The organism is Bosea sp. Tri-49, from assembly GCF_003952665.1.
Taxonomy (GTDB): Bacteria; Pseudomonadota; Alphaproteobacteria; order Rhizobiales; family Beijerinckiaceae; genus Allobosea.
The window spans coordinates 5,614,567-5,631,455 of the sequence record NZ_CP017946.1; the positions used below are offsets into that span (position 1 = coordinate 5,614,567).

General features: G+C 65.0%; 18 protein-coding genes. 5 read left to right on the top strand and 13 right to left on the bottom strand.

Annotated elements, in window-relative coordinates:
* The first annotated feature begins 67 nt into the window (after window positions 1-67).
* Entirely contained in the window at window positions 68-985 is a 918-nt protein-coding gene (locus tag BLM15_RS27065) for a DMT family transporter (protein WP_236846443.1), read from the top strand.
* 135 nt (window positions 986-1,120) lie between these two features.
* Here the strand turns inward: BLM15_RS27065 and BLM15_RS27070 are convergent, their stop codons facing one another.
* Entirely contained in the window at window positions 1,121-2,023 is a 903-nt protein-coding gene (locus BLM15_RS27070; RefSeq protein WP_126115652.1) for an NAD(P)-dependent oxidoreductase, read from the bottom strand.
* 104 nt (window positions 2,024-2,127) lie between these two features.
* On the opposite strand from BLM15_RS27070, the gene BLM15_RS27075 reads away from it, so the two are divergent.
* Complete coding sequence (locus tag BLM15_RS27075; protein WP_126115653.1) at window positions 2,128-3,213, top strand: LacI family DNA-binding transcriptional regulator; 1,086 nt, start codon at window positions 2,128-2,130, stop codon at window positions 3,211-3,213.
* Window positions 3,214-3,322: 109 nt separating this feature from the next.
* Here BLM15_RS27075 and BLM15_RS27080 read toward each other — a convergent pair whose 3' ends face one another.
* The 5 genes from BLM15_RS27080 to BLM15_RS27100 all read right to left on the bottom strand — a co-directional run bounded on the left by BLM15_RS27080 (window position 3,323) and on the right by BLM15_RS27100 (window position 8,649).
* On the bottom strand, window positions 3,323-4,180 hold the full coding sequence (locus BLM15_RS27080; RefSeq protein WP_236846811.1) for an NAD(P)-dependent oxidoreductase: 858 nt from the start codon (window positions 4,178-4,180) through the stop codon (window positions 3,323-3,325).
* Between the two features lie 83 nt (window positions 4,181-4,263).
* On the bottom strand, window positions 4,264-5,166 hold the full coding sequence (locus BLM15_RS27085; RefSeq protein ID WP_126115655.1) for a carbohydrate ABC transporter permease: 903 nt from the start codon (window positions 5,164-5,166) through the stop codon (window positions 4,264-4,266).
* Window positions 5,159-6,112, bottom strand: a complete 954-nt coding sequence (locus tag BLM15_RS27090; RefSeq protein WP_126115656.1) for a carbohydrate ABC transporter permease — start codon at window positions 6,110-6,112, stop codon at window positions 5,159-5,161. The genes BLM15_RS27085 and BLM15_RS27090 overlap by 8 nt, the downstream gene beginning before the upstream one ends.
* 60 nt (window positions 6,113-6,172) lie before the next feature.
* Window positions 6,173-7,480, bottom strand: a complete 1,308-nt coding sequence (locus BLM15_RS27095; protein WP_126115657.1) for an ABC transporter substrate-binding protein — start codon at window positions 7,478-7,480, stop codon at window positions 6,173-6,175.
* Between the two features lie 116 nt (window positions 7,481-7,596).
* A complete protein-coding gene (locus tag BLM15_RS27100) occupies window positions 7,597-8,649 on the bottom strand; it encodes an ABC transporter ATP-binding protein (protein WP_126115658.1) in 1,053 nt (350 codons plus the stop codon).
* Between the two features lie 247 nt (window positions 8,650-8,896).
* Between BLM15_RS27100 and BLM15_RS27105 the strand changes: the two genes are divergently transcribed.
* From BLM15_RS27105 to BLM15_RS27115, 3 genes are all read left to right on the top strand, one after another.
* Window positions 8,897-9,658, top strand: coding sequence for a FadR/GntR family transcriptional regulator (locus BLM15_RS27105; protein ID WP_126115659.1), 762 nt, complete (start codon window positions 8,897-8,899; stop codon window positions 9,656-9,658).
* Window positions 9,659-9,835: 177 nt separating this feature from the next.
* On the top strand, window positions 9,836-10,810 hold the full coding sequence (locus BLM15_RS27110) for a 2-hydroxyacid dehydrogenase (protein WP_126115660.1): 975 nt from the start codon (window positions 9,836-9,838) through the stop codon (window positions 10,808-10,810).
* Window positions 10,795-11,619: an AprI/Inh family metalloprotease inhibitor gene (locus tag BLM15_RS27115; protein WP_164547655.1), complete on the top strand. Its 825-nt coding sequence runs from the start codon at window positions 10,795-10,797 to the stop codon at window positions 11,617-11,619. Before BLM15_RS27110 ends, BLM15_RS27115 begins: the two co-directional genes overlap by 16 nt.
* Before the next feature lie 133 nt (window positions 11,620-11,752).
* Here the strand turns inward: BLM15_RS27115 and denD (BLM15_RS27120) are convergent, their stop codons facing one another.
* Genes denD (BLM15_RS27120) through BLM15_RS27150 form a run of 7 tightly spaced genes read right to left on the bottom strand, consistent with a single transcriptional unit; the run spans window position 11,753 to window position 16,832 of the window.
* The gene (denD, locus tag BLM15_RS27120) at window positions 11,753-12,736 is read right to left on the bottom strand and encodes a D-erythronate dehydrogenase (RefSeq protein ID WP_126115662.1); all 984 of its coding nucleotides are present in this window, start codon (window positions 12,734-12,736) and stop codon (window positions 11,753-11,755) included.
* A 30-nt stretch (window positions 12,737-12,766) separates the two neighbouring features.
* Complete coding sequence (denD, locus tag BLM15_RS27125; protein WP_126115663.1) at window positions 12,767-13,759, bottom strand: D-erythronate dehydrogenase; 993 nt, start codon at window positions 13,757-13,759, stop codon at window positions 12,767-12,769.
* A 20-nt stretch (window positions 13,760-13,779) separates the two neighbouring features.
* On the bottom strand, window positions 13,780-14,526 hold the full coding sequence (locus tag BLM15_RS27130) for an SDR family oxidoreductase (RefSeq protein WP_126115664.1): 747 nt from the start codon (window positions 14,524-14,526) through the stop codon (window positions 13,780-13,782).
* A gap of 24 nt (window positions 14,527-14,550) precedes the next feature.
* Window positions 14,551-14,997, bottom strand: coding sequence for a GNAT family N-acetyltransferase (locus BLM15_RS27135; protein ID WP_126115665.1), 447 nt, complete (start codon window positions 14,995-14,997; stop codon window positions 14,551-14,553).
* 1 nt (window position 14,998) lies between these two features.
* On the bottom strand, window positions 14,999-15,673 hold the full coding sequence (locus BLM15_RS27140) for a GNAT family N-acetyltransferase (RefSeq protein WP_126115666.1): 675 nt from the start codon (window positions 15,671-15,673) through the stop codon (window positions 14,999-15,001).
* The gene (locus BLM15_RS27145; RefSeq protein WP_126115667.1) at window positions 15,670-15,996 is read right to left on the bottom strand and encodes a hypothetical protein; all 327 of its coding nucleotides are present in this window, start codon (window positions 15,994-15,996) and stop codon (window positions 15,670-15,672) included. The genes BLM15_RS27140 and BLM15_RS27145 overlap by 4 nt, the downstream gene beginning before the upstream one ends.
* Window positions 15,993-16,832, bottom strand: a complete 840-nt coding sequence (locus tag BLM15_RS27150; RefSeq protein ID WP_126115668.1) for an isocitrate lyase/PEP mutase family protein — start codon at window positions 16,830-16,832, stop codon at window positions 15,993-15,995. Before BLM15_RS27150 ends, BLM15_RS27145 begins: the two co-directional genes overlap by 4 nt.
* Window positions 16,833-16,889 lie beyond the last annotated feature (57 nt).

Here is a 16,889-nt window from a genome sequence, read left to right on the forward strand (position 1 = left end):
GTTTCAAGCCTTAAATCGGTTCATTGATAGCTCGTCATTCCTCCAGAGCATGGCGAGACGTTCAGCCTTGTCGGCCGCTCCTGCTCCGCTTCCGGATACGCGCCGGACACGCCTGACCGCCATCGCCCTGATGAGTGGGGCGATCATCTGCTTCTCGCTGCTCGACACCTGTGCGAAATGGCTCGGCGGGACGATGCACCCGATGCAGGTCGTGCTGGCGCGCTATCTGGTCAGTGTCGCCTTGGTTTCGCTCCTGCTCAATCCCTGGAGCCACCCGGGCATCACCCGGACCAAGAGACCCTGGTTGCAGGGCTTCCGCTCGCTGCTGCTGCTGGGCTCGACGGCGCTCAACTTCGTTGCGCTGCAATATCTGCAGCTCGCCGAGACCGTTTCGATCATGTTCGCGGGGCCCTTGCTGGTCGCGCTGCTCGCCGGGCCTCTGCTTGGCGAATGGGCCGGGCCGCGCCGGCTGATCGCGATCGGCGTCGGCTTCCTCGGGGTGCTGGTGGTGACAAGACCCGGGGCGGGAGGCCTGCACCCTGCGGCGCTGCTCGTTGTCTGCGGCTGCTTCTGCTACGCCTTCTACAGCCTGTCGACGCGGATGCTGGCCTCGAGCGATTCCCCGCAAACGACGATGTTCTATTCCGGTATCGGCGGCGTCGTCCTGATGCTGCCATTGCTGCCGCTGTTCTGGTCCTGGCCGCCGAACTGGCAGAGCTGGCTCCTGATGGGCGGAACTGGCTTCTTCGGGGCGCTCGGCCATTGGCTGCTGATCCTGGCGCATCAGCGTGCGCCGGCGACGATCCTCGCGCCCTTCATCTACTCGCAGATCGTCTGGATGATCCTGCTCGGCTGGTTCGTCTTCGGCCAGATTCCCGACCGCTTCACCTTCATCGGTGCTGCGATCGTCATCGCCTCCGGACTCTATCTGCTCTATCGCGAACGTGTTCGGCACGTGCCCGAGGGCTCGGCCCGGCTCGATTGAGGCCGGCACGGTCCTTGAAGCCTCCATCCGTGGATGGAGGCCATGATGACGGTTTTGCACCGCAACTGGCTACCGGCGGCCCCGTTCGGCACAGTTGTGGCCCGGGCGTGCCCCGTTACGACACAAGCGCTAGGCTCAGCCGAGCGAAACCTTGCTCTGCCCGGCGACGAAGTCGGAGAGCATAGGCACATAGTGCTCGCCCATGCCGCTCGCGACCGCGGCTGCGTAGACGTTCTTGACCGCTCCGCCGACGGGATTGGGGACGCCGGCGGCGTTGGCGAGGCTCTCCAGATAGCGGACATCCTTCAGCGCGTTGGAGAGCGTGAACTTGTGTGCATCCGGATCGCGTTCGAGCACGTATTTCATGAAGGTCTGGTAGAAGCCGCACTCCATGCGTCCGCCCTTGATGACGCTGTCGAAGGTCTGCGGGGTGATGCCGACCTTCTGCGCCAGGGTCAGCGCCTCGGCATAGATCGCGCCATAGCCGAGCGAGAGGAAGTTGTTGAGCAATTTCATCTTGTGGCCATCCCCGACGGGGCCGAGATGAACGATCTTCTGGGCCCAGGCCTCGCAGACCGGGCGGATGCGCTCGAAAACCGCGCTGTCGGCCCCAATCATCGTCGAGAGTTGACCGAGATTCGCCTGGGCGGGTGTTCCGCCCAGCGGCGCGTCACAGAGGTGCAGGCCCATGGCAGCGAGCCGTTCCGCCAAGGCGACCGTCGAGACGGGGTCGGAGGTCGAGCAGTCGACGATGATCGTGCCGGGCTTTGCGCCGGCGGCGATGCCATCGGGACCGTTGATGACCTGCTCGACCTGTGGCGAGCCGGTAACGCAGAGGAAGATGATGCTCGCCTTCCCGGCGAGCTCCCGCGGGGTCGCGGCTTCCGTTGCGCCCGCGGCCTTGAGCTCTTCGACGGGCTTGCGGTTGCGGTGGCCCATGACGGTGAGAGGGAAGCCCTTGGCGAGAATACAACTCGCCATGCCTTGACCCATGTAACCAACGCCGATGAAGCCGATCGATTCTTTAGTCGTGCTCATCTTCAGTTTCTCCGAATTATATGAGATGGAACAAGGGAATGCGGAACGATTTGGCCAAGAACTGGTTGAATGCAGCGGCTTCCAGGCTTCAGGAGAAGCGATTGATGGCTAATGACGGACACTCGCGCGACCCCTCGGGGACCGGGAGGGCGGGTGTCAAACCCGGTGGCCGTGGCCGCGTTACCTTGCAGATCATAGCCGACCGGCTGGAGGTTTCGACTGCGACCGTCTCGCTCGCGCTGCGCGAGAGTCCGCTCGTTGCTGACGGCACCCGCCTGCGCGTACAGCAGATCGCGCGAGAGATGGGGTACAGCTACAACCGTAGCGCGGCCTCGCTGCGGACCGACCGGACCAACATCCTCGGCGTCGGCTTCCACGACATCACCAATCCCTATTTCGCCGAGCTGCTCGCCGCGATCGAGGAGACGGCGACGACGCATGGCCGCTCGATCCTGCTCGGGACCTATGCGGAGAACCTGCAGCGGCAGGACCGTGTCCTCAACACACTCAAGGAATACCGGCCCGACGGCATGATCATCTGCCCGGCCGGCGGCACCACGGCGGAGACGCTGCAGCACCTGATGGCGGCGCAGGTGCCGCTGGTGCAGCTCTCGCGGGAGATTCCCGGCATCGGTCTCGATTTCGTCGGCTCGGATGACCGGCACGGCACCGTGCTCGCCGTCGAGCATCTGCTCGGGCTCGGCCATCGCCGCATCGCCTTCCTCGGCGAGAGTCCGCTGATCTCGACCGGCCGCAACCGCTATCGCGGTTACTGCGAGACCCTGGCCAAGCACGGTCTGCCGCTCGACCCAACGATCGTCTATTCGGCTTATGGCACGCGCGAGAACGGCCTGAAGGGCGTCCAGAAGGTGCTCGACGCCGCGAATCCGCCGACTGCCGCTGTCTGCTTCAACGACCTCACCGCCTTCGGCGCGATGCTCGGCTTGCGTCATCGCGGCCTGGAGGCCGGGGCGGACTTCTCGGTTATTGGCTGCGATGACGTTCAGGAAGCGTCGCAATGGTATCCGGCGCTGACGACGCTGAAGAATTTCCAGGATGATATGGGGCGGACATCGGCGGAGCTGCTGCTGCGCCGGATCGCCGATCCGTCGGCGCCGCCGCAGCGCGTCGTGCTCACGCCGGAACTGGTTGTGCGCGGGACGACGGCAGCGCCGAAGACATCGCGCTGAAGCTAGAGTATTTTCGCGTTTCTCCGAAACGCGAAAATACTCTAAGTTTTTGTTTTGACGCATTTTCTTCACGCGAACCGGTGCCCACTTCGCTCGAAAATGCTCTCGTTCAGGCATCATTGTCCGGCTTGCGGTTCAGCGCCTGATAGGCGCGCACCACATGCGAGTCGTCGCGCCCGCCATGGCCGAGGCCCGAGGCGGCGAGGAACATCTGGTGGGCGGCGGCGGCGAGCGGTAGCGCTGCCTTGGCGGCGCGCCCGGCATCGAGGACGATGCCGAGATCCTTGACGAAGATGTCGACGGCGCTGGCGACCGGCGGCTCGTCTTCCAGCATGCGTGGGCCGCGATCCCTGAGCATCCAGGATGAGGCGGCCGACCCGCCCATGATCTCGAACAGGACCTTGCCGTCGATGCCAGCCTTCTGCGCCAGCGAGAGCGCCTCGGCAGCGACCGCGATATGGACACCGCAGAGCAACTGGTTGACGGTCTTCACCGTCGCGCCCTGACCCGGCTTCTCGCCGACATGGAAGACCTTGTCGCCCATGGCGTCGAGTACGGGCTTGGCCTTGGCGAAGCTTGGCGCGGAGGCACCGACCATGATGGTCAGCGTGCCTCCTTTAGCGCCCTTCACGCCGCCCGAGACCGGCGCATCGACGAAGTGCCGGCCGGTCTTCGTCACCGCCTCGGCGATCGCCTCGACCTCGCCTGGCGGGCAGGTCGCCATCAGGACGACGGTGGCTGCGGGGGCGAGCGCGGCGAGCGCACCAGCCTCGAACAGGACTGAGCGGGCCTGAGCGGCGTTGACCACCATCAGCACGAGCAGGTCGGCGCCTTGCGCGGCCGCTTCCGCACTATCGGCAGCGTGACCACCGGCAGCCACGAGGGCCGCGCGCGCACCCTCCTTCATATCGAAACCGGTGACGTGGAACTGGCGCTTGACGAGATTCTCGGCCATCGGCGCGCCCATGGCGCCGAGCCCGATGAAGGCAATGGAAGTCACGTTTATTGGCCTTGGCTAGGGGCGGCCGGGAGGCCACCCGTCTTACGACATCACTCCTTCACCGCGCCGGTGAGCGAGGCGACGTAGTAGTCGACGAAGAAGGAATAGAGCAGGGCGACGGGAATGGAGCCGAGCAATGCGCCGGCCATCAGCGAGCCCCAGTGGTAGACGTCGCCTTCGACCAACTGGGTCAACACCGCGACCGGTACCGTCTTCTTCTCGGCCGACTGGATGAAGGCGAGCGCGTAGATGAACTCATTCCAGGACAAAGTGAAGGCGAAGATGCCGGCCGAGATCAGGCCGGGCAGAGCCAGCGGCAAGGTGATCTGCCAGAGGATTTGCAGCCGCGTCGCGCCGTCGATCATGGCGCATTCCTCGAGCTCGTAGGGGATCGACTTGAAGTAGCCGATCAGGAGCCAGGTGCAGAACGGGATCAGGAAGGTCGGATAAGTGAGGATCAATGCCCATTGCGAGTCGAACAGGCCGAGCTGGAAGATCAGCGTCGCCATCGGGATGAACAGGATCGAGGGCGGGACAAGATAGGCGAGGTAGATCGCCAGGCCGACATATTGCGAGCCTTTGAACTTCAGGCGCTGGATCGCATAGGCAGCAAGCACACTGGAAAAGAGCGAGAGCACGGTCGCGACGGTCGCGACCGTCATCGTCGTCAGCAGCCACTGCGGATAATCGGTCTGGAACAGCAGCCGCTTGATGTTGTCCAGCGTCGGCGAACTCACCCAGAACGGGTTGTAGGTCTTGTAATCGTAGAGCTCGGCGTTCGGTTTGATGGCAGTGATCGCCATCCAGTAGAACGGGAACAGCAGCACGATCACGAAGATCGAGAGCGGCAGATAGACCGTGATGAAGCGGCGCGGGCCCGACGACCAGTCGATGACGCCGCTATTCTCCTTCTCGACGAGGTGGGGGCGCTCCGCGGCAGCGTGATCAGTCATTTTCTTCTCCCTGCTGCCATTTGCGGCGGGCGAGCGCGTAGTAGCTGAACAGGGTGGCCAGCACGAGGAAGGGGATCATCGCGACCGCGATCGCAGCGCCCTCGCCGAGCTGGCCGCCGGGAATGCCGCGCTGGAAGGCGAGCGTCGCCATCAGATGGGTCGAGTTGATTGGCCCGCCGCGGGTGATGGCGTAGACGAGCTGGAAGTCGGTGAAAGTGAACAGCACCGAGAAGGTCAGCACCACCGCGAGAATCGGCATCAGCATCGGGAAAGTAACGTGACGGAAGCGCTGCCAGGCATTGGCACCGTCGAGCATCGCCGCCTCGTAGAGCGCCGGCGAGATCGTCTGCAGTCCGGCGAGCAGCGAGATCGCGACGAAGGGGATGCCGCGCCATGTATTCGCCGCGATCAACGACCAGCGCGCCGCCCAGGGCTCGCCGAGGAAGTCGATATAGCTGGTGCGCCAACCGAGCACGTCGACCAGCACATAGGAAATGATCGAGAACTGCGGATCGTAGATCCACCAGAAGGCGATCGCCGAGAGCACCGTCGGCACGATCCACGGCACCAAGATCAACGCCCGCAGCAGCGATTTGAAGGGCAGGTGGTTGTTGAGGAGCAGTGCGAGCCAGAGGCCGAGCGCGAATTTCGCGACCGTGGCGACGCCGGTATAGAGCAGCGTGTTCCAGACCGAGGTGATGAAGACCCGGTCCTGCATCAGCGAGGTGAAATTCTCAAAGCCGATGAAATGGCCGGAGCGGCCGATCTTCGTGTCGGTGAAGGCGAGCCAGATGCCCAGGCCCAGCGGATAGGTCAGGAAGATCAGCAGCAGGGCGGCGGCCGGAAGCAGGCAGAGGAAGATGAGAAAGGATTTGTTGTCGAGCAGCCGGACCAGCCAGTTCTGTGGCAGATGGTGAGCGGTCCTGGCTTCGGCGGCTATCGTCATGGCGCTCTTCCCGTGAAGCAGCCGCGCCGCCGGAAGGTCCCGGCGGCGCGGTCGTGACGATCAGGTGCGGTAGTAGCGCTTGGCGCGGCGTTCGGCCTCGGCAGCGGCCTCCTCAGGCGTCGCCTGGCCGGCGCAGACGGAAGCGACCATCTGGACCATGACGTATTCGGCATTGACGGTGCCGGCGGCCTCGGTGATCGCGCCCTTGTACCCACTCCACAGCGCGCGTTCCCAGGTATCGCGATAGACCAGGATCTTGGGATCGCTCTCCCAGACCTTGCTTTTCGCGTAGCCCTTCAGCGGCTGTGTCCAGTAACCGAAGCAGCCGGTCAGCCACTTGTCGTACTGGTCGTTCTCCATCATGAAGCGGAGATATTCCTTGGCGGCGTTCGGGAATTTGGTGTGCTTGAACACCATGGCGTTGATGACCAGCGCGGTCTCGGTCGGCCGCCCAACGCCAGCGCCAATCGGCATCGGCGCATGGTTGAGGTCCTTGCCGATCGCCGCGGTCTTCTCGTCCTTCGCGTTCTTGATCGAGAAGTAGAGCGAGACGCCGTTCTGGGTCAGGCCGATTTCGCCCGCGGACAGCGCCTTGTTGTTGCTGATGTCGAGCCAGGACAGCGTGCCCGGGATGAAGGTCTCGTAGAGCGCCTTGGCGTATTTCAACGCCTCGATCGTCTCCTTGCTGTTGATCGCGACCTTGTTGTTCTCGTCAACCATGTAGCCGCCATGCGACCAGACCAGCCAGTTGCAGAACGAGTTGCCGTCGCCGACCGCGTTGCCGAGCGCAAAGCCGGCGGGATGGCCATTGGCCTTGAGCTTGCGGGCAAGATCGAGGAAGCCGGCATGGTCGGTCGGGAACTTGTCGAAGCCCGCTTCCTTGACCCAGGATTCGCGATAGACCGCCGGGCCGCCGGAGCCACCCATCGGGATCGAAATCCAGGTGTTGGTCTTGTCCTTCTTGCCGTATTTCTCGGCGACAGGGTACCAGCCGCCATATTTCTTGCCGAGATCCTCGGCGACCTGCGTCAGGTCGACCAGCTTGTCGGCGAAGATGTGCGGGTCGTCGGCCCAGCCGACGACGATGTCGGGGCCGGCGCCGGTGTTGGCGGTGACGGCGGTCTGCGGGCGCAGATCCTCCCAGCTGGCATAGTCGACGCGGACCTGGACACCAGTCGCCTTGGTGAAGGCTTCGGTGTTCTCGTTGAAGATCGTCTGGTCGGGGTCGACGAACTTGGTCGGACGCAGCACGCGCAGCGTCGCGCCCTTCTCGATATTGGCCGTCTGGGCAATCGACGGCACAGGCATGGTGGCGCCGGCTGCGAGGCCTGCGCCACCGATCAATACATCACGTCTGGAAATGCTCATCGCTTGGTCTCCTCCATGTGGTGCGAGGCCCTGCATGGGAGCCTCGTCAGGTATTGTAGGCGGCGATCAGGCCAGGCCGCCGGAGTGTTCTCCGTGCGGCCGTCGTTCCGTGACGGTCAGATGCGCTTGCCCGTCGCGGCGTCGAAGAGATGGGTCACCGAGATGTCCGGCCGGATCTTGATGGTCTCGCCGGGCTTGGCGGTGATGCGCTCACGGAAGATGCAGGTCAGGTCCTGGCCGCCGCAGCGAACGACAACCTGGGTCTCCGAGCCCATCGGCTCGATGACCACGACTTCCGCGGAAAGTCCGTTCGGATCGAGCATGAGATGCTCGGGGCGGATGCCCAGCACAGCGGCCCGGTCGTTCGAATCCGCCGGATGCTTGCCGACCGGCCAGATCACGCCGCCTTCGGTCTCGAAGCCGTTGGCACGGATCGTGCCTTTCAACAGGTTCATCGAGGGCGAGCCGATGAAGGCGGCGACGAAGAGGTTGGTGGGATTGTCGTAGAGATCGAGCGGGGCGCCCATCTGCTCGACGATACCGTCATGCATCACGACGATCTTGTCGGCCATGGTCATAGCCTCGATCTGGTCGTGGGTGACGTAGACCGTCGTGGTCTTGAGGCGCTGATGCAGCTCCTTGATCTCGGTGCGCATCTGCACGCGCAGCTTGGCGTCGAGGTTGGAGAGCGGCTCGTCGAAGAGGAAGACCTGCGGATCGCGCACGATGGCGCGGCCCATGGCGACGCGCTGGCGCTGGCCGCCCGAGAGCTGGCGCGGATAACGGTCGAGCAACTTGTCGAGGCCGAGAATGCCGGCGGCCTTGTTGACGCGCTCGTCGATCTCGGCCTTCGGGGCCTTCCGCAGCTTCATCGAGAAGGCCATGTTGTCGGCCACCGTCATATGCGGGTAGAGCGCATAGTTCTGGAAGACCATGGCGATATCGCGCTCTTTCGGCGGCACGTCGTTGACGACGCGCGGGCCGATGCGGATTTCGCCGCCGGTGATGTTCTCGAGGCCGGCGATCATGCGCAGCAAGGTCGATTTTCCGCAGCCCGAGGGGCCGACCAGGATGACGAATTCGCCATCGTTGATGTCGATATCGACGCCGTGAATGACCTGCGTCGAGCCATAGGCCTTGCGCACGTCGGCAATCTGGACGGATGCCATCTTTGGTTTCTCTCCCGCTCTTTAGGTTGCCCCGGGGTGCCTGACACAATCCCCGTCGGCGGCGCTGCAGATCATCGGTTTCTTACGACCGATCGACACGAGGCCACGCAATCCAGGCGAGCCGCCTGTTGCGTCAACCTCGTTCGCGGATAAAGTCATACGATAGAAAGACGCGTGTCAAGCGCCGGGCGAGCAGCGGGACGACCTCTCCGACGCTGCCGATCATTGGAGGAAAAACGTAGGTTCGATGCGGCTCCATGTCCATGCCCGCCCGACGAGGCTCAACCCCGACCGGCTGTTCGGCCAGGTGGCGCACCGGCTTGCGGTCGCGATCATCACCGGAGCGTCGCCGGCCGGCGCACTGCTGCCGAACGAGGACGATCTGAGGGGCGAGATTTCGGTCTCCCGTACCGCTTATCGCGAGGCGGTCAAATTCCTCAGCGGCAAGGGGCTGGTCGAGGCCAAGCCGAAGAGCGGCACGCGAGTGGCGCCGCGCGAGGTCTGGAACCTGCTCGACCCGGATGTGCTTGCCTGGCATTTCGAAGCCGATCCGAACGAGAAGCTCATCCGCGACCTGTTCGAGCTCAGGCTTTTCGTCGAGCCGAGCGCGGCACGTCTCGCGGCGCAGCGGCGCAGTGCGGCCGACCTGCAGCAGATCGAGGCGGCCTATCGCGGCATGGTCGAGAACCCGCCTTATGCCGAGCGGACGGTCAATGCCGACCTCGCCTTTCACGAAGCGATCTTCGCCGCCACCGGCAATCCGCCGCTGCAATGCCTCGCGCCGGCTGTGTGCGCGACGATCCAATGGTCGTTGTTCCTGAAAGCGCCCGACGACCGCTTCTTTTTCACGGCGTCATTGATCGATCATGAGCGTGTGCTTGAGGCGATCGTGCAGCGCGATGGCGAGCTCGCGGCGGCGCGGATGAGCGGACTGGTGATTGACAGCCTGAACAGTACGCTGCGTCTGCTCGCTGGTCGAGCGGAGGCAAATGCGAGCAAAATCGCGTGATTAAATCATACTATATCGCGCTGTATCGACAGCCGAGCCGGTTTGTCTTACCCGGCTCTGCAAGCAGCCCTGCCTTCGCGCCAGGGGAATTCCCCGGCGCTGTTCCGGCGGCTATGTTGATCTAATCGTTTTAAGAGTTTGAAATCAAGCCACCACGCGTTCCACGAAAGCAGGACCATGACCGCGCAGAACAAGATCGAGATCGTCATGACCGGGCCGTTGATGGCCTATGCCGCCGACCAGCTGAGGGCGCGCTTCACCGTGCACGAGCTCTGGAAGGAGCAGGACCGCCCGGCCGCGTTGGCGGCCGTGAAGGATCGTGTGCGCGGTGTCGCCGGCGGCGGCGCACATGTGCGCATCGACGATGCTCTGTTCGATGCGCTGCCCAAGCTCGAGGTCGTCTCGAATTTCGGCGTCGGCTACGACAATGTCGATGCCAAGGCCGCCGGCAAGCGCGGCATCCTCGTCACCAACACCCCGGACGTGCTGACCGACGAGGTCGCCGACCTCGCCATCGGCCTCTTGCTGGCGACCGTCCGGCAATTGCCGCAGGTCGACCGCTATCTGCGCGCCGGCAAGTGGCTCCAAGGCGCCTATCCACTGACGACTTCGCTGCGCAAGCGCAAGATCGGCATCGTCGGCCTCGGCCGGATCGGCAAGGCCGTGGCGCGCCGGCTCGAAGCCTTCGACGTGCCGATCGCCTATCACGGCCGCTCGCGCCAGGCCGATGTCGCCTATCGCTACTATCCCTCGCTGGTCGAGATGGCGGCTGATGTCGACACGCTGGTCTCGGTCGCGCCGGGCGGCGATTCGACCTACCACATCATCAATGCCGAGGTGCTGAAGGCGCTCGGGCCGAACGGCATCGTCGTCAATGTCGGGCGCGGCACGGTGATCGACGAGCAGGCGCTGATCGAGGCGCTGAAGAGCAAGACCATCCTCTCCGCCGGCCTCGATGTGTTCGAAGACGAGCCGCGCGTGCCGGCCGAGCTGATCGCGATGGATCATATCGTGCTGCTGCCGCATGTCGGCTCGGCATCTGTGCATACGCGCGAACAGATGGGCCAGCTTCTGGTCGACAACCTGGTTTCATGGTTCGATGGCAAGGGTCCTCTGACACCGGTTGCCGAGACGCCATGGACAAAAGCCTGATCACGACGGGAACACGCCTTATGCGGCGAGGTGCAGTCCTCGCCGCTCTGGCGTTGTTGTTTGTCTCGCCGGCTGGGGCACAGACGGCGCCGCTGCCTCGTGGCGCCGAGCAAGCGCCCGAGGCGCTGAAGCCCTTCATCGGCACCTGGGACATCGAGAAGCTCGGCGCCTCGCGCGAGTGCTCGGTGACCTTTGGCGCCGAACCTGCGGGGCAAGGTCGCCAGGTTCGATTTCCTGCCACCTGCCGCCGCGCTTTGCCGATCCTAACCGGGGTCTTCGCATGGGATGTGTCCGACGGCGCGCCGAGGCTACTTGATGGCCATGGCAAGGCGGTGATCGTCTTCAGCGAGAAGGCCGATCCGGGCCGCCGCGGCAAGGGCAGCGATGGCGCGCAGTACGGGCTTGATCCGACCGGCTATGTACGGGCTCAGCAGCGCCCGGCGCCGGGCCGCGCGGAGCTCGCGGCAACTGCGGCGGCCCGCCCGACTGCGGTCGATCCTGCGAACGCGCCGACCGCTGCGAGCCTGCCTGGACGTTATGCGGTGATGCGGCAGGTCGGCCGCGATGTCTGCAAGCTCGTGCTCTCGACCAGCCCTTCAGCCAATACCGGTGCTTTGGTAGCGAGCTTCGACGGGCTCTGCCCCGATACCGGGCTGACGATCTTCTCGCCCATCGCCTGGCGCTATGAGGCGGGCCGGCTCGAGCTGATCGCCCGCAAAGGCCACAAGGTCGAGCTGGTCTTCGAGGGCGGGCAGTGGCGCAAGGATCCGGCGGTCGGCGCGACGCTGATGCTGCGGAAGCTGCCTTAGACTGACGCCGCTTCTCGTCATGGTCGAGCCTGTCCCGACCATCCATGTCCTCCTACGGCGAGGGCGGTGTCCAGGACGTGGATGCTCGGCACAAGGCCGAGCATGATGGTGAAGTTGTATCGCGCTTACGCGATCACGCGACGAACGTGCCGCCGAGTTCGTCGTCGATATGGGCGCGGATGATCTCCTCGAAGCTCGATTCCGCCTTGAAGCCAAGCGCCGGGGCGCGTTTCGCATCGAAATTGCGAGGCCAGCCAGCGACGATGGCGTCGATCACCGGGTCGGGCACGCGCTTGATGCGCTTGACCACGTTCTCGCCGGCGACCTTGCGCAGCGCCTCGATCTGCTCGGCGACGGTGGCGGAATAGCCCGGCATGGTCAGCACCCGGCGCGGGCCGATCGCATTGGTGTCCATGGTCGCGGCATGGACGAGGAAGCCGACGGCCGAACGCGGCGAAGCGTGCCAGTGGCGGACCTGGTCGGAGACCGGCAGCACCGCCTCCTGGCCGGCAAGCGGCTCGCGGATGATGTTGGAGAAGAAGCCGGAGGCGGCCTTGTTCGGTGTGCCAGGGCGCACGCAGATTGTCGGCAGGCGGATGCCGATACCGTCGAAGAAGCTGCGGCGGGAGTAGTCGCTGAGCAGGAGCTCACCGATCGCCTTCTGCGTGCCGTAGCTGGTCAGCGGCGTGGTGAAGAACTCGTCCTCGATCTTGTCATGGAAGGGCGCGCCGAAGACGGCGATCGAGGAGGTGAAGATCACGCGCGGCTTGTAGCCGTCGCCGACGAGGCGGATGGCGTCGAAGAGATAGCGCGTGCCGTCGAGATTGATGCGGTAGCCCTTGTCGAAATCGGCCTCGGCCTCGCCGGAAACGATGGCGGCGAGATGGACGATCAGCTCTGGACGCGAGGCGATCAGCTTTTCGGCCTCGCCCGGCTGCGACAGGTCGGAGGTCAGCGCCTCGAAAGCGAAGGGCGCGTTCGCCGGCGCCGAGGCCGGGAAGATATCCTGCGCCGTCACCTTGTCGACCGCCTTGCCGCCGAGGCCGCCGTCGCGCGCCAGGCGCTCGATGAACTTGCGGCCGACCATGCCGGCGCCGCCGATGACGAGGATATGCATGTCTTCTGTCCGATCTTTAGCTTCTTACGTTCAGTTGGGTAGATGGCCGCCGAGATCGTCCTCGATATGGACGCGGATGATCTCGTCGAAATCCTGTTCGGCTCGGAAGCCGAGCGACAGCGCACGCTTCGCATCGAAGCGGGTCGGCCAGCCCTTGACGATGTCGGCGGCGGCCTTGTCGGGCGCGCGCCGGATCAGCTTCACCGCCTTGTCGCCGGCGATGCGGCGCAACGCCTCGATCTGCTCGCCGACAGTGACGCAGACGCCCGGCATGCTGAGGTTGATGCGCGGGCCGAGCTGCTCGCGGTTCAGCGAGGCGCCGTGCAGGAGGAAGCCGACGGCCGAGCGCGGTGAGGCATGGGTGAAGATGACGTCATCCGCGACCGGCAGCAGCGCCTCCAGCCCCTGCAGCGGTTCGCGGATGATGCCGGAGAAGAAGCCGCCGGCCGAGGCGTTGGGCTTGCCGGGCCGGATCACGATCGACGGGAAGCGGATGCCGACGCCGTCGACGAGGCCGCGCCGCGAATAGTCGGCGAGCAGCAGTTCGCCGATCGCCTTCTGTGCACCGTAGCTGGTCAACGGCGTGACATGGAACTCGTCGGAGATCGCCGGCGGGAAGGGGGCGCCGAAGATGCCGCTTGACGAGGAGAAGACGAGCTTGGGGACGTAAGCGCCGTTCCTCATGCTCTCCTGCCGGATCGCCTCCAGCAGGTTGCGCATGCCGTCGAGATTGATGCGGTAGCCCTTGTCGAAATCGCGCTCCGCCTCGCCCGAGATGATCGCGGCGAGATGGAAGATGATATCGGGACGCAGAGCCGCAAGCTCGGCTGCAACCGCCGCCGAGCTCGAATCCTCGGTGCGGCTCTCGACTGGCCCGTCAAAGCCTGCGGGTCGCGGCGGCGCCACGACGTCGGTCAGCGTCAGCCGCGTGAGCGACTTGCCGGTGCAGGCGCTCTCGCGGGCGATGCGCGCGGCGAGCCGCGAGCCGATCATGCCGGCGGCGCCGCTGATCAGGACGTGCATGGCGCTTCCCCTGCGCTGGTCTAAAGCGCGAAGCCGCCATCGGCGAGATGGATCTGGCCGGTGGTGTAGCTGGCTTCGTCCGAGCCGAGATAGACCGCGAGCCAGGCGATCTCCTCGGCTGTGCCGAGCCGGCCCATGGGCTGGCGATCGACGAAGGCCTGGCGAGCGGCCGCTTCGGACGTCTTGGTCACCTTGGCGAGCTCGATGATGCGCTGGTCGAGCGAGGGCGACTGGATCGTGCCGGGGCAGATCGCGTTCGAGCGGACGCCCTTCTTGATGTAGTCAGCTGCGACCGCCTTGGTCAGGCCGATCACCGCCGCCTTGGTGGCGCCATAGACATAGCGGTTCGGGATGCCGCGCACCGAGCCAGCGCCCGAGGCGATATTGACGATCGAGCCCTTGCCGGCGGCGAGCATGCCGGGGACGAAGGCCTTGATCGTGCGGTGCATCGACTTGACGTTGAGGTCGAAGGAGAACTCCCAGGCCTTGTCGTCGCACTCCAGGATCGTGCCGTGATGGACGTAGCCGGCGGCGTTGACCAGGATGTCGATGGTGCCGACCTTCTCCGCGAAGGCTTCGACCGCCTTGGTCGAGAGCACGTCGAGCTTGCGCTTCTTCGCTTTCGGGATGCCCTCGAGCAAGGCGACGTCCTTGTCGGTCGCCCAGACGGTCGCGCCCTCGGCGACGAAGGCCTCGGCGATCGCCCGGCCAATGCCCTGGCCGGCTGCGGTCACCACTGCGACCTTGCCCTTCAAACGTCCTGCCATGTCGTTTCTTCCCTTACTGTCCGATTATCGAAGGCTTTTGCGCATATGGATCAGCCGGCGGTCCGGCAGATTCTCGTAATGGGTGACCTGGTAGCCGAGCCGCTCATACCAGCCGATGCGGTCGGCGAGCTTGACGTGGGTGTAGAGATGGACGGCGTCGTGACCGAGCGCCCGCGCCCGCTCCTCGGTGAAGCTCATCAGTGTCGAGCCGATCTTCTTGCCGGTGGCCGCGGGCGAGACGGCGATGCTCCAAAGCGTGAACTTCGCCGGCTCCTCCTCGAGCACGAGGACACCGTCGAGTGCTCCCTCGCTTTCGGCGAGCCAGACCTCATGCTCAGCCAGTACCTGGTGATAGTCGGCGATGCGCGGCAGCGAGGGCACGCCGATGATGCTCTCGTTCGGCAGATAGGCGGCCTCCGTCAGCGCGACGATCGCCGGTATGTCATCCGTCGAGGCGCGGCGCAGAGCCATGTCAGGCGGCCCCCGCAGTCTTCGTGATATCAGCCAGCGAGGTCTTCTGCTGGCCTTGCGCGTCAAAATTCTCCGGCGCGAGCCAGTTCCGGAAGGCCTGCCCGACCTGCGGCCATTCGTTGTCGAGGATCGAGAACCAGGCGGTGTCGCGGTTGGCGCCCTTGACCACCTGATGCTGGCGAAACAGCCCCTCATACTGGAAGCCGAAGCGCAGCGCCGCGCGCTTCGAGGGCTCGTTGAGGTTGTTGCACTTCCACTCATAGCGCCGGTAGCCGAGTGAGAAGCCATAGTCGCCGACGAGATAGATCGCCTCGGTCGCGGTGCGCGTACGTTGCAGGCCCGGCGAATAGGTGATGAAGCCGACCTCGAAGACGCCGTGCTCCGGCCGGATCTCCATGATCCAGAGATGGCCCTTGGCCTTGCCGTCGGCCTCGTCGATCACCGCGAGCGGCACGATGCCGGACTTGGCGGCCATCGTCGCGAGCAGTTCGCCATAGGCGGCCTTGCCCTGCGGAGGCATCGTCGGCATCCACTGCCAGAGATGATCATGGCCGCCCATGGCCTGCCAGATGTCGTCGAGGTGACGGGCCGGGTCGAGCGGTTCCAGCCGGCAATAGCGGCCCTGCAGCACCTTGGCCGGGGGAAAGGGGCGAGGCGTCCAATTCAACGTCGTCATGCCTTGATCGCCTTGCGCCAGCCGGAGAGGTCGTGGGTGATCTGCCAGTTCGGGCCAAGCTCGGTGGCGATGGCAGCGGCGAGTGCCGCGCCTTCCGCTTCCCATGTTAGCCGCTCGACTTCGTTGGCGAAGTCGGAGGCTGCCTCGTTCGCCTCGTCATAGATGGCGTCGAAGACGTCCACCCAGCTTTCCAACCGGTCGGCAAGATTTTCGGACAGGCCGACATCCTCGGCATCGACCGGCTTGCGCTTGCCCTTGGCGTCGATCTGCCAGAGCCCGCTCTTGCCGAGCCATTCCGGGGCGATGAGAAGCTGTCCGCTCACGAGCGTGCCTTGAGGTCGTCGCGGAAGAACGGATTGAGCGGGGCCGAGGCGCCGTTGCCGGCGAAACCCTTGAAGCTGCCTTCGTCCTTGATCAGGCGTGTCGCTTCAATGAAGGCGGCCCAGGCGGCGCGAGCCAGGGCGCCACCGATCGAGATGCGGCGGGCTCCGGCGGCGGCGATGTCGGAGACGCTGAGGCCGAAATCGCCATAGACCAGCGCATTGACCGGCTTGCCGCCGGCTGCCGCAACGATGGCTCCGATATCTTCGACCGTCCTCGGGCCAGGGGCGTAGAGCACGTCGGCCCCCGCCTCGGCATAGGCCTCGATGCGGCGGACTGCTTCCTTCAGCGGCTCAGGATGGCCCGTCAGGAAGCACTCCGCGCGGGCGGTCAGCAGCACGCCGGAACCTGTCTCGTCGACGGCGCGGCGCGCTGCCTTGATGCGCTCCACTGCGAGCTCGAACGGATAGAGCGTCTCGCCGACGCGCCCGGTCGCGTCCTCGATCGAGAGGCCGGCGACGCCGGTCGCGATGCAGAGCTTGACGTTGGCTGCAACACCGTCGGGCGTATCAGCATAGCCGTTCTCGAAATCGGCGTTGACGGGCAGGTCGGGCACCGCCTTCACCAGGTCGGCGAGGTGGGCCAGCATCATCTCGCGCGGCACGTCCTGGTCGGCGCGCGCTTGCGTGAAGGCGAAGCCGGCGCTGGTCGAGGCCAGCGCCTTGAAGCCTTGGCCGCGCAGCCAACGGGCCGAGCCCTCATCCCAGGGGTTCGGCATGACGAAGCAGCCGGATTCGTGGAGGTTGCGAAACGCGTCGACTTGCGGGCTCTGAGCCATTTTAAATCGTTTCAGATAGGTTCAAGGGAGCCATATTGTCGTCGTCGCATCGGTTTG

Bases quoted from the DNA above. Each gene is read 5' to 3' on its own strand.
- BLM15_RS27070 (WP_126115652.1), bottom strand. From the start codon at position 2,023: ATGAGCACGACTAAAGAATCGATCGGCTTCATCGGCGTTGGTTACATG.
- BLM15_RS27075 (WP_126115653.1), top strand. From the start codon at position 2,128: ATGGCTAATGACGGACACTCGCGCGACCCCTCGGGGACCGGGAGGGCG.
- BLM15_RS27080 (WP_236846811.1), bottom strand. From the start codon at position 4,180: ATGGGCGCGCCGATGGCCGAGAATCTCGTCAAGCGCCAGTTCCACGTC.
- BLM15_RS27085 (WP_126115655.1), bottom strand. From the start codon at position 5,166: ATGACTGATCACGCTGCCGCGGAGCGCCCCCACCTCGTCGAGAAGGAG.
- BLM15_RS27090 (WP_126115656.1), bottom strand. From the start codon at position 6,112: ATGACGATAGCCGCCGAAGCCAGGACCGCTCACCATCTGCCACAGAAC.
- BLM15_RS27095 (WP_126115657.1), bottom strand. From the start codon at position 7,480: ATGAGCATTTCCAGACGTGATGTATTGATCGGTGGCGCAGGCCTCGCA.
- BLM15_RS27100 (WP_126115658.1), bottom strand. From the start codon at position 8,649: ATGGCATCCGTCCAGATTGCCGACGTGCGCAAGGCCTATGGCTCGACG.
- BLM15_RS27105 (WP_126115659.1), top strand. From the start codon at position 8,897: ATGCGGCTCCATGTCCATGCCCGCCCGACGAGGCTCAACCCCGACCGG.
- BLM15_RS27110 (WP_126115660.1), top strand. From the start codon at position 9,836: ATGACCGCGCAGAACAAGATCGAGATCGTCATGACCGGGCCGTTGATG.
- BLM15_RS27115 (WP_164547655.1), top strand. From the start codon at position 10,795: ATGGACAAAAGCCTGATCACGACGGGAACACGCCTTATGCGGCGAGGT.
- denD (WP_126115662.1), bottom strand. From the start codon at position 12,736: ATGCATATCCTCGTCATCGGCGGCGCCGGCATGGTCGGCCGCAAGTTC.
- denD (WP_126115663.1), bottom strand. From the start codon at position 13,759: ATGCACGTCCTGATCAGCGGCGCCGCCGGCATGATCGGCTCGCGGCTC.
- BLM15_RS27130 (WP_126115664.1), bottom strand. From the start codon at position 14,526: ATGGCAGGACGTTTGAAGGGCAAGGTCGCAGTGGTGACCGCAGCCGGC.
- BLM15_RS27135 (WP_126115665.1), bottom strand. From the start codon at position 14,997: ATGGCTCTGCGCCGCGCCTCGACGGATGACATACCGGCGATCGTCGCG.
- BLM15_RS27140 (WP_126115666.1), bottom strand. From the start codon at position 15,673: ATGACGACGTTGAATTGGACGCCTCGCCCCTTTCCCCCGGCCAAGGTG.
- BLM15_RS27150 (WP_126115668.1), bottom strand. From the start codon at position 16,832: ATGGCTCAGAGCCCGCAAGTCGACGCGTTTCGCAACCTCCACGAATCC.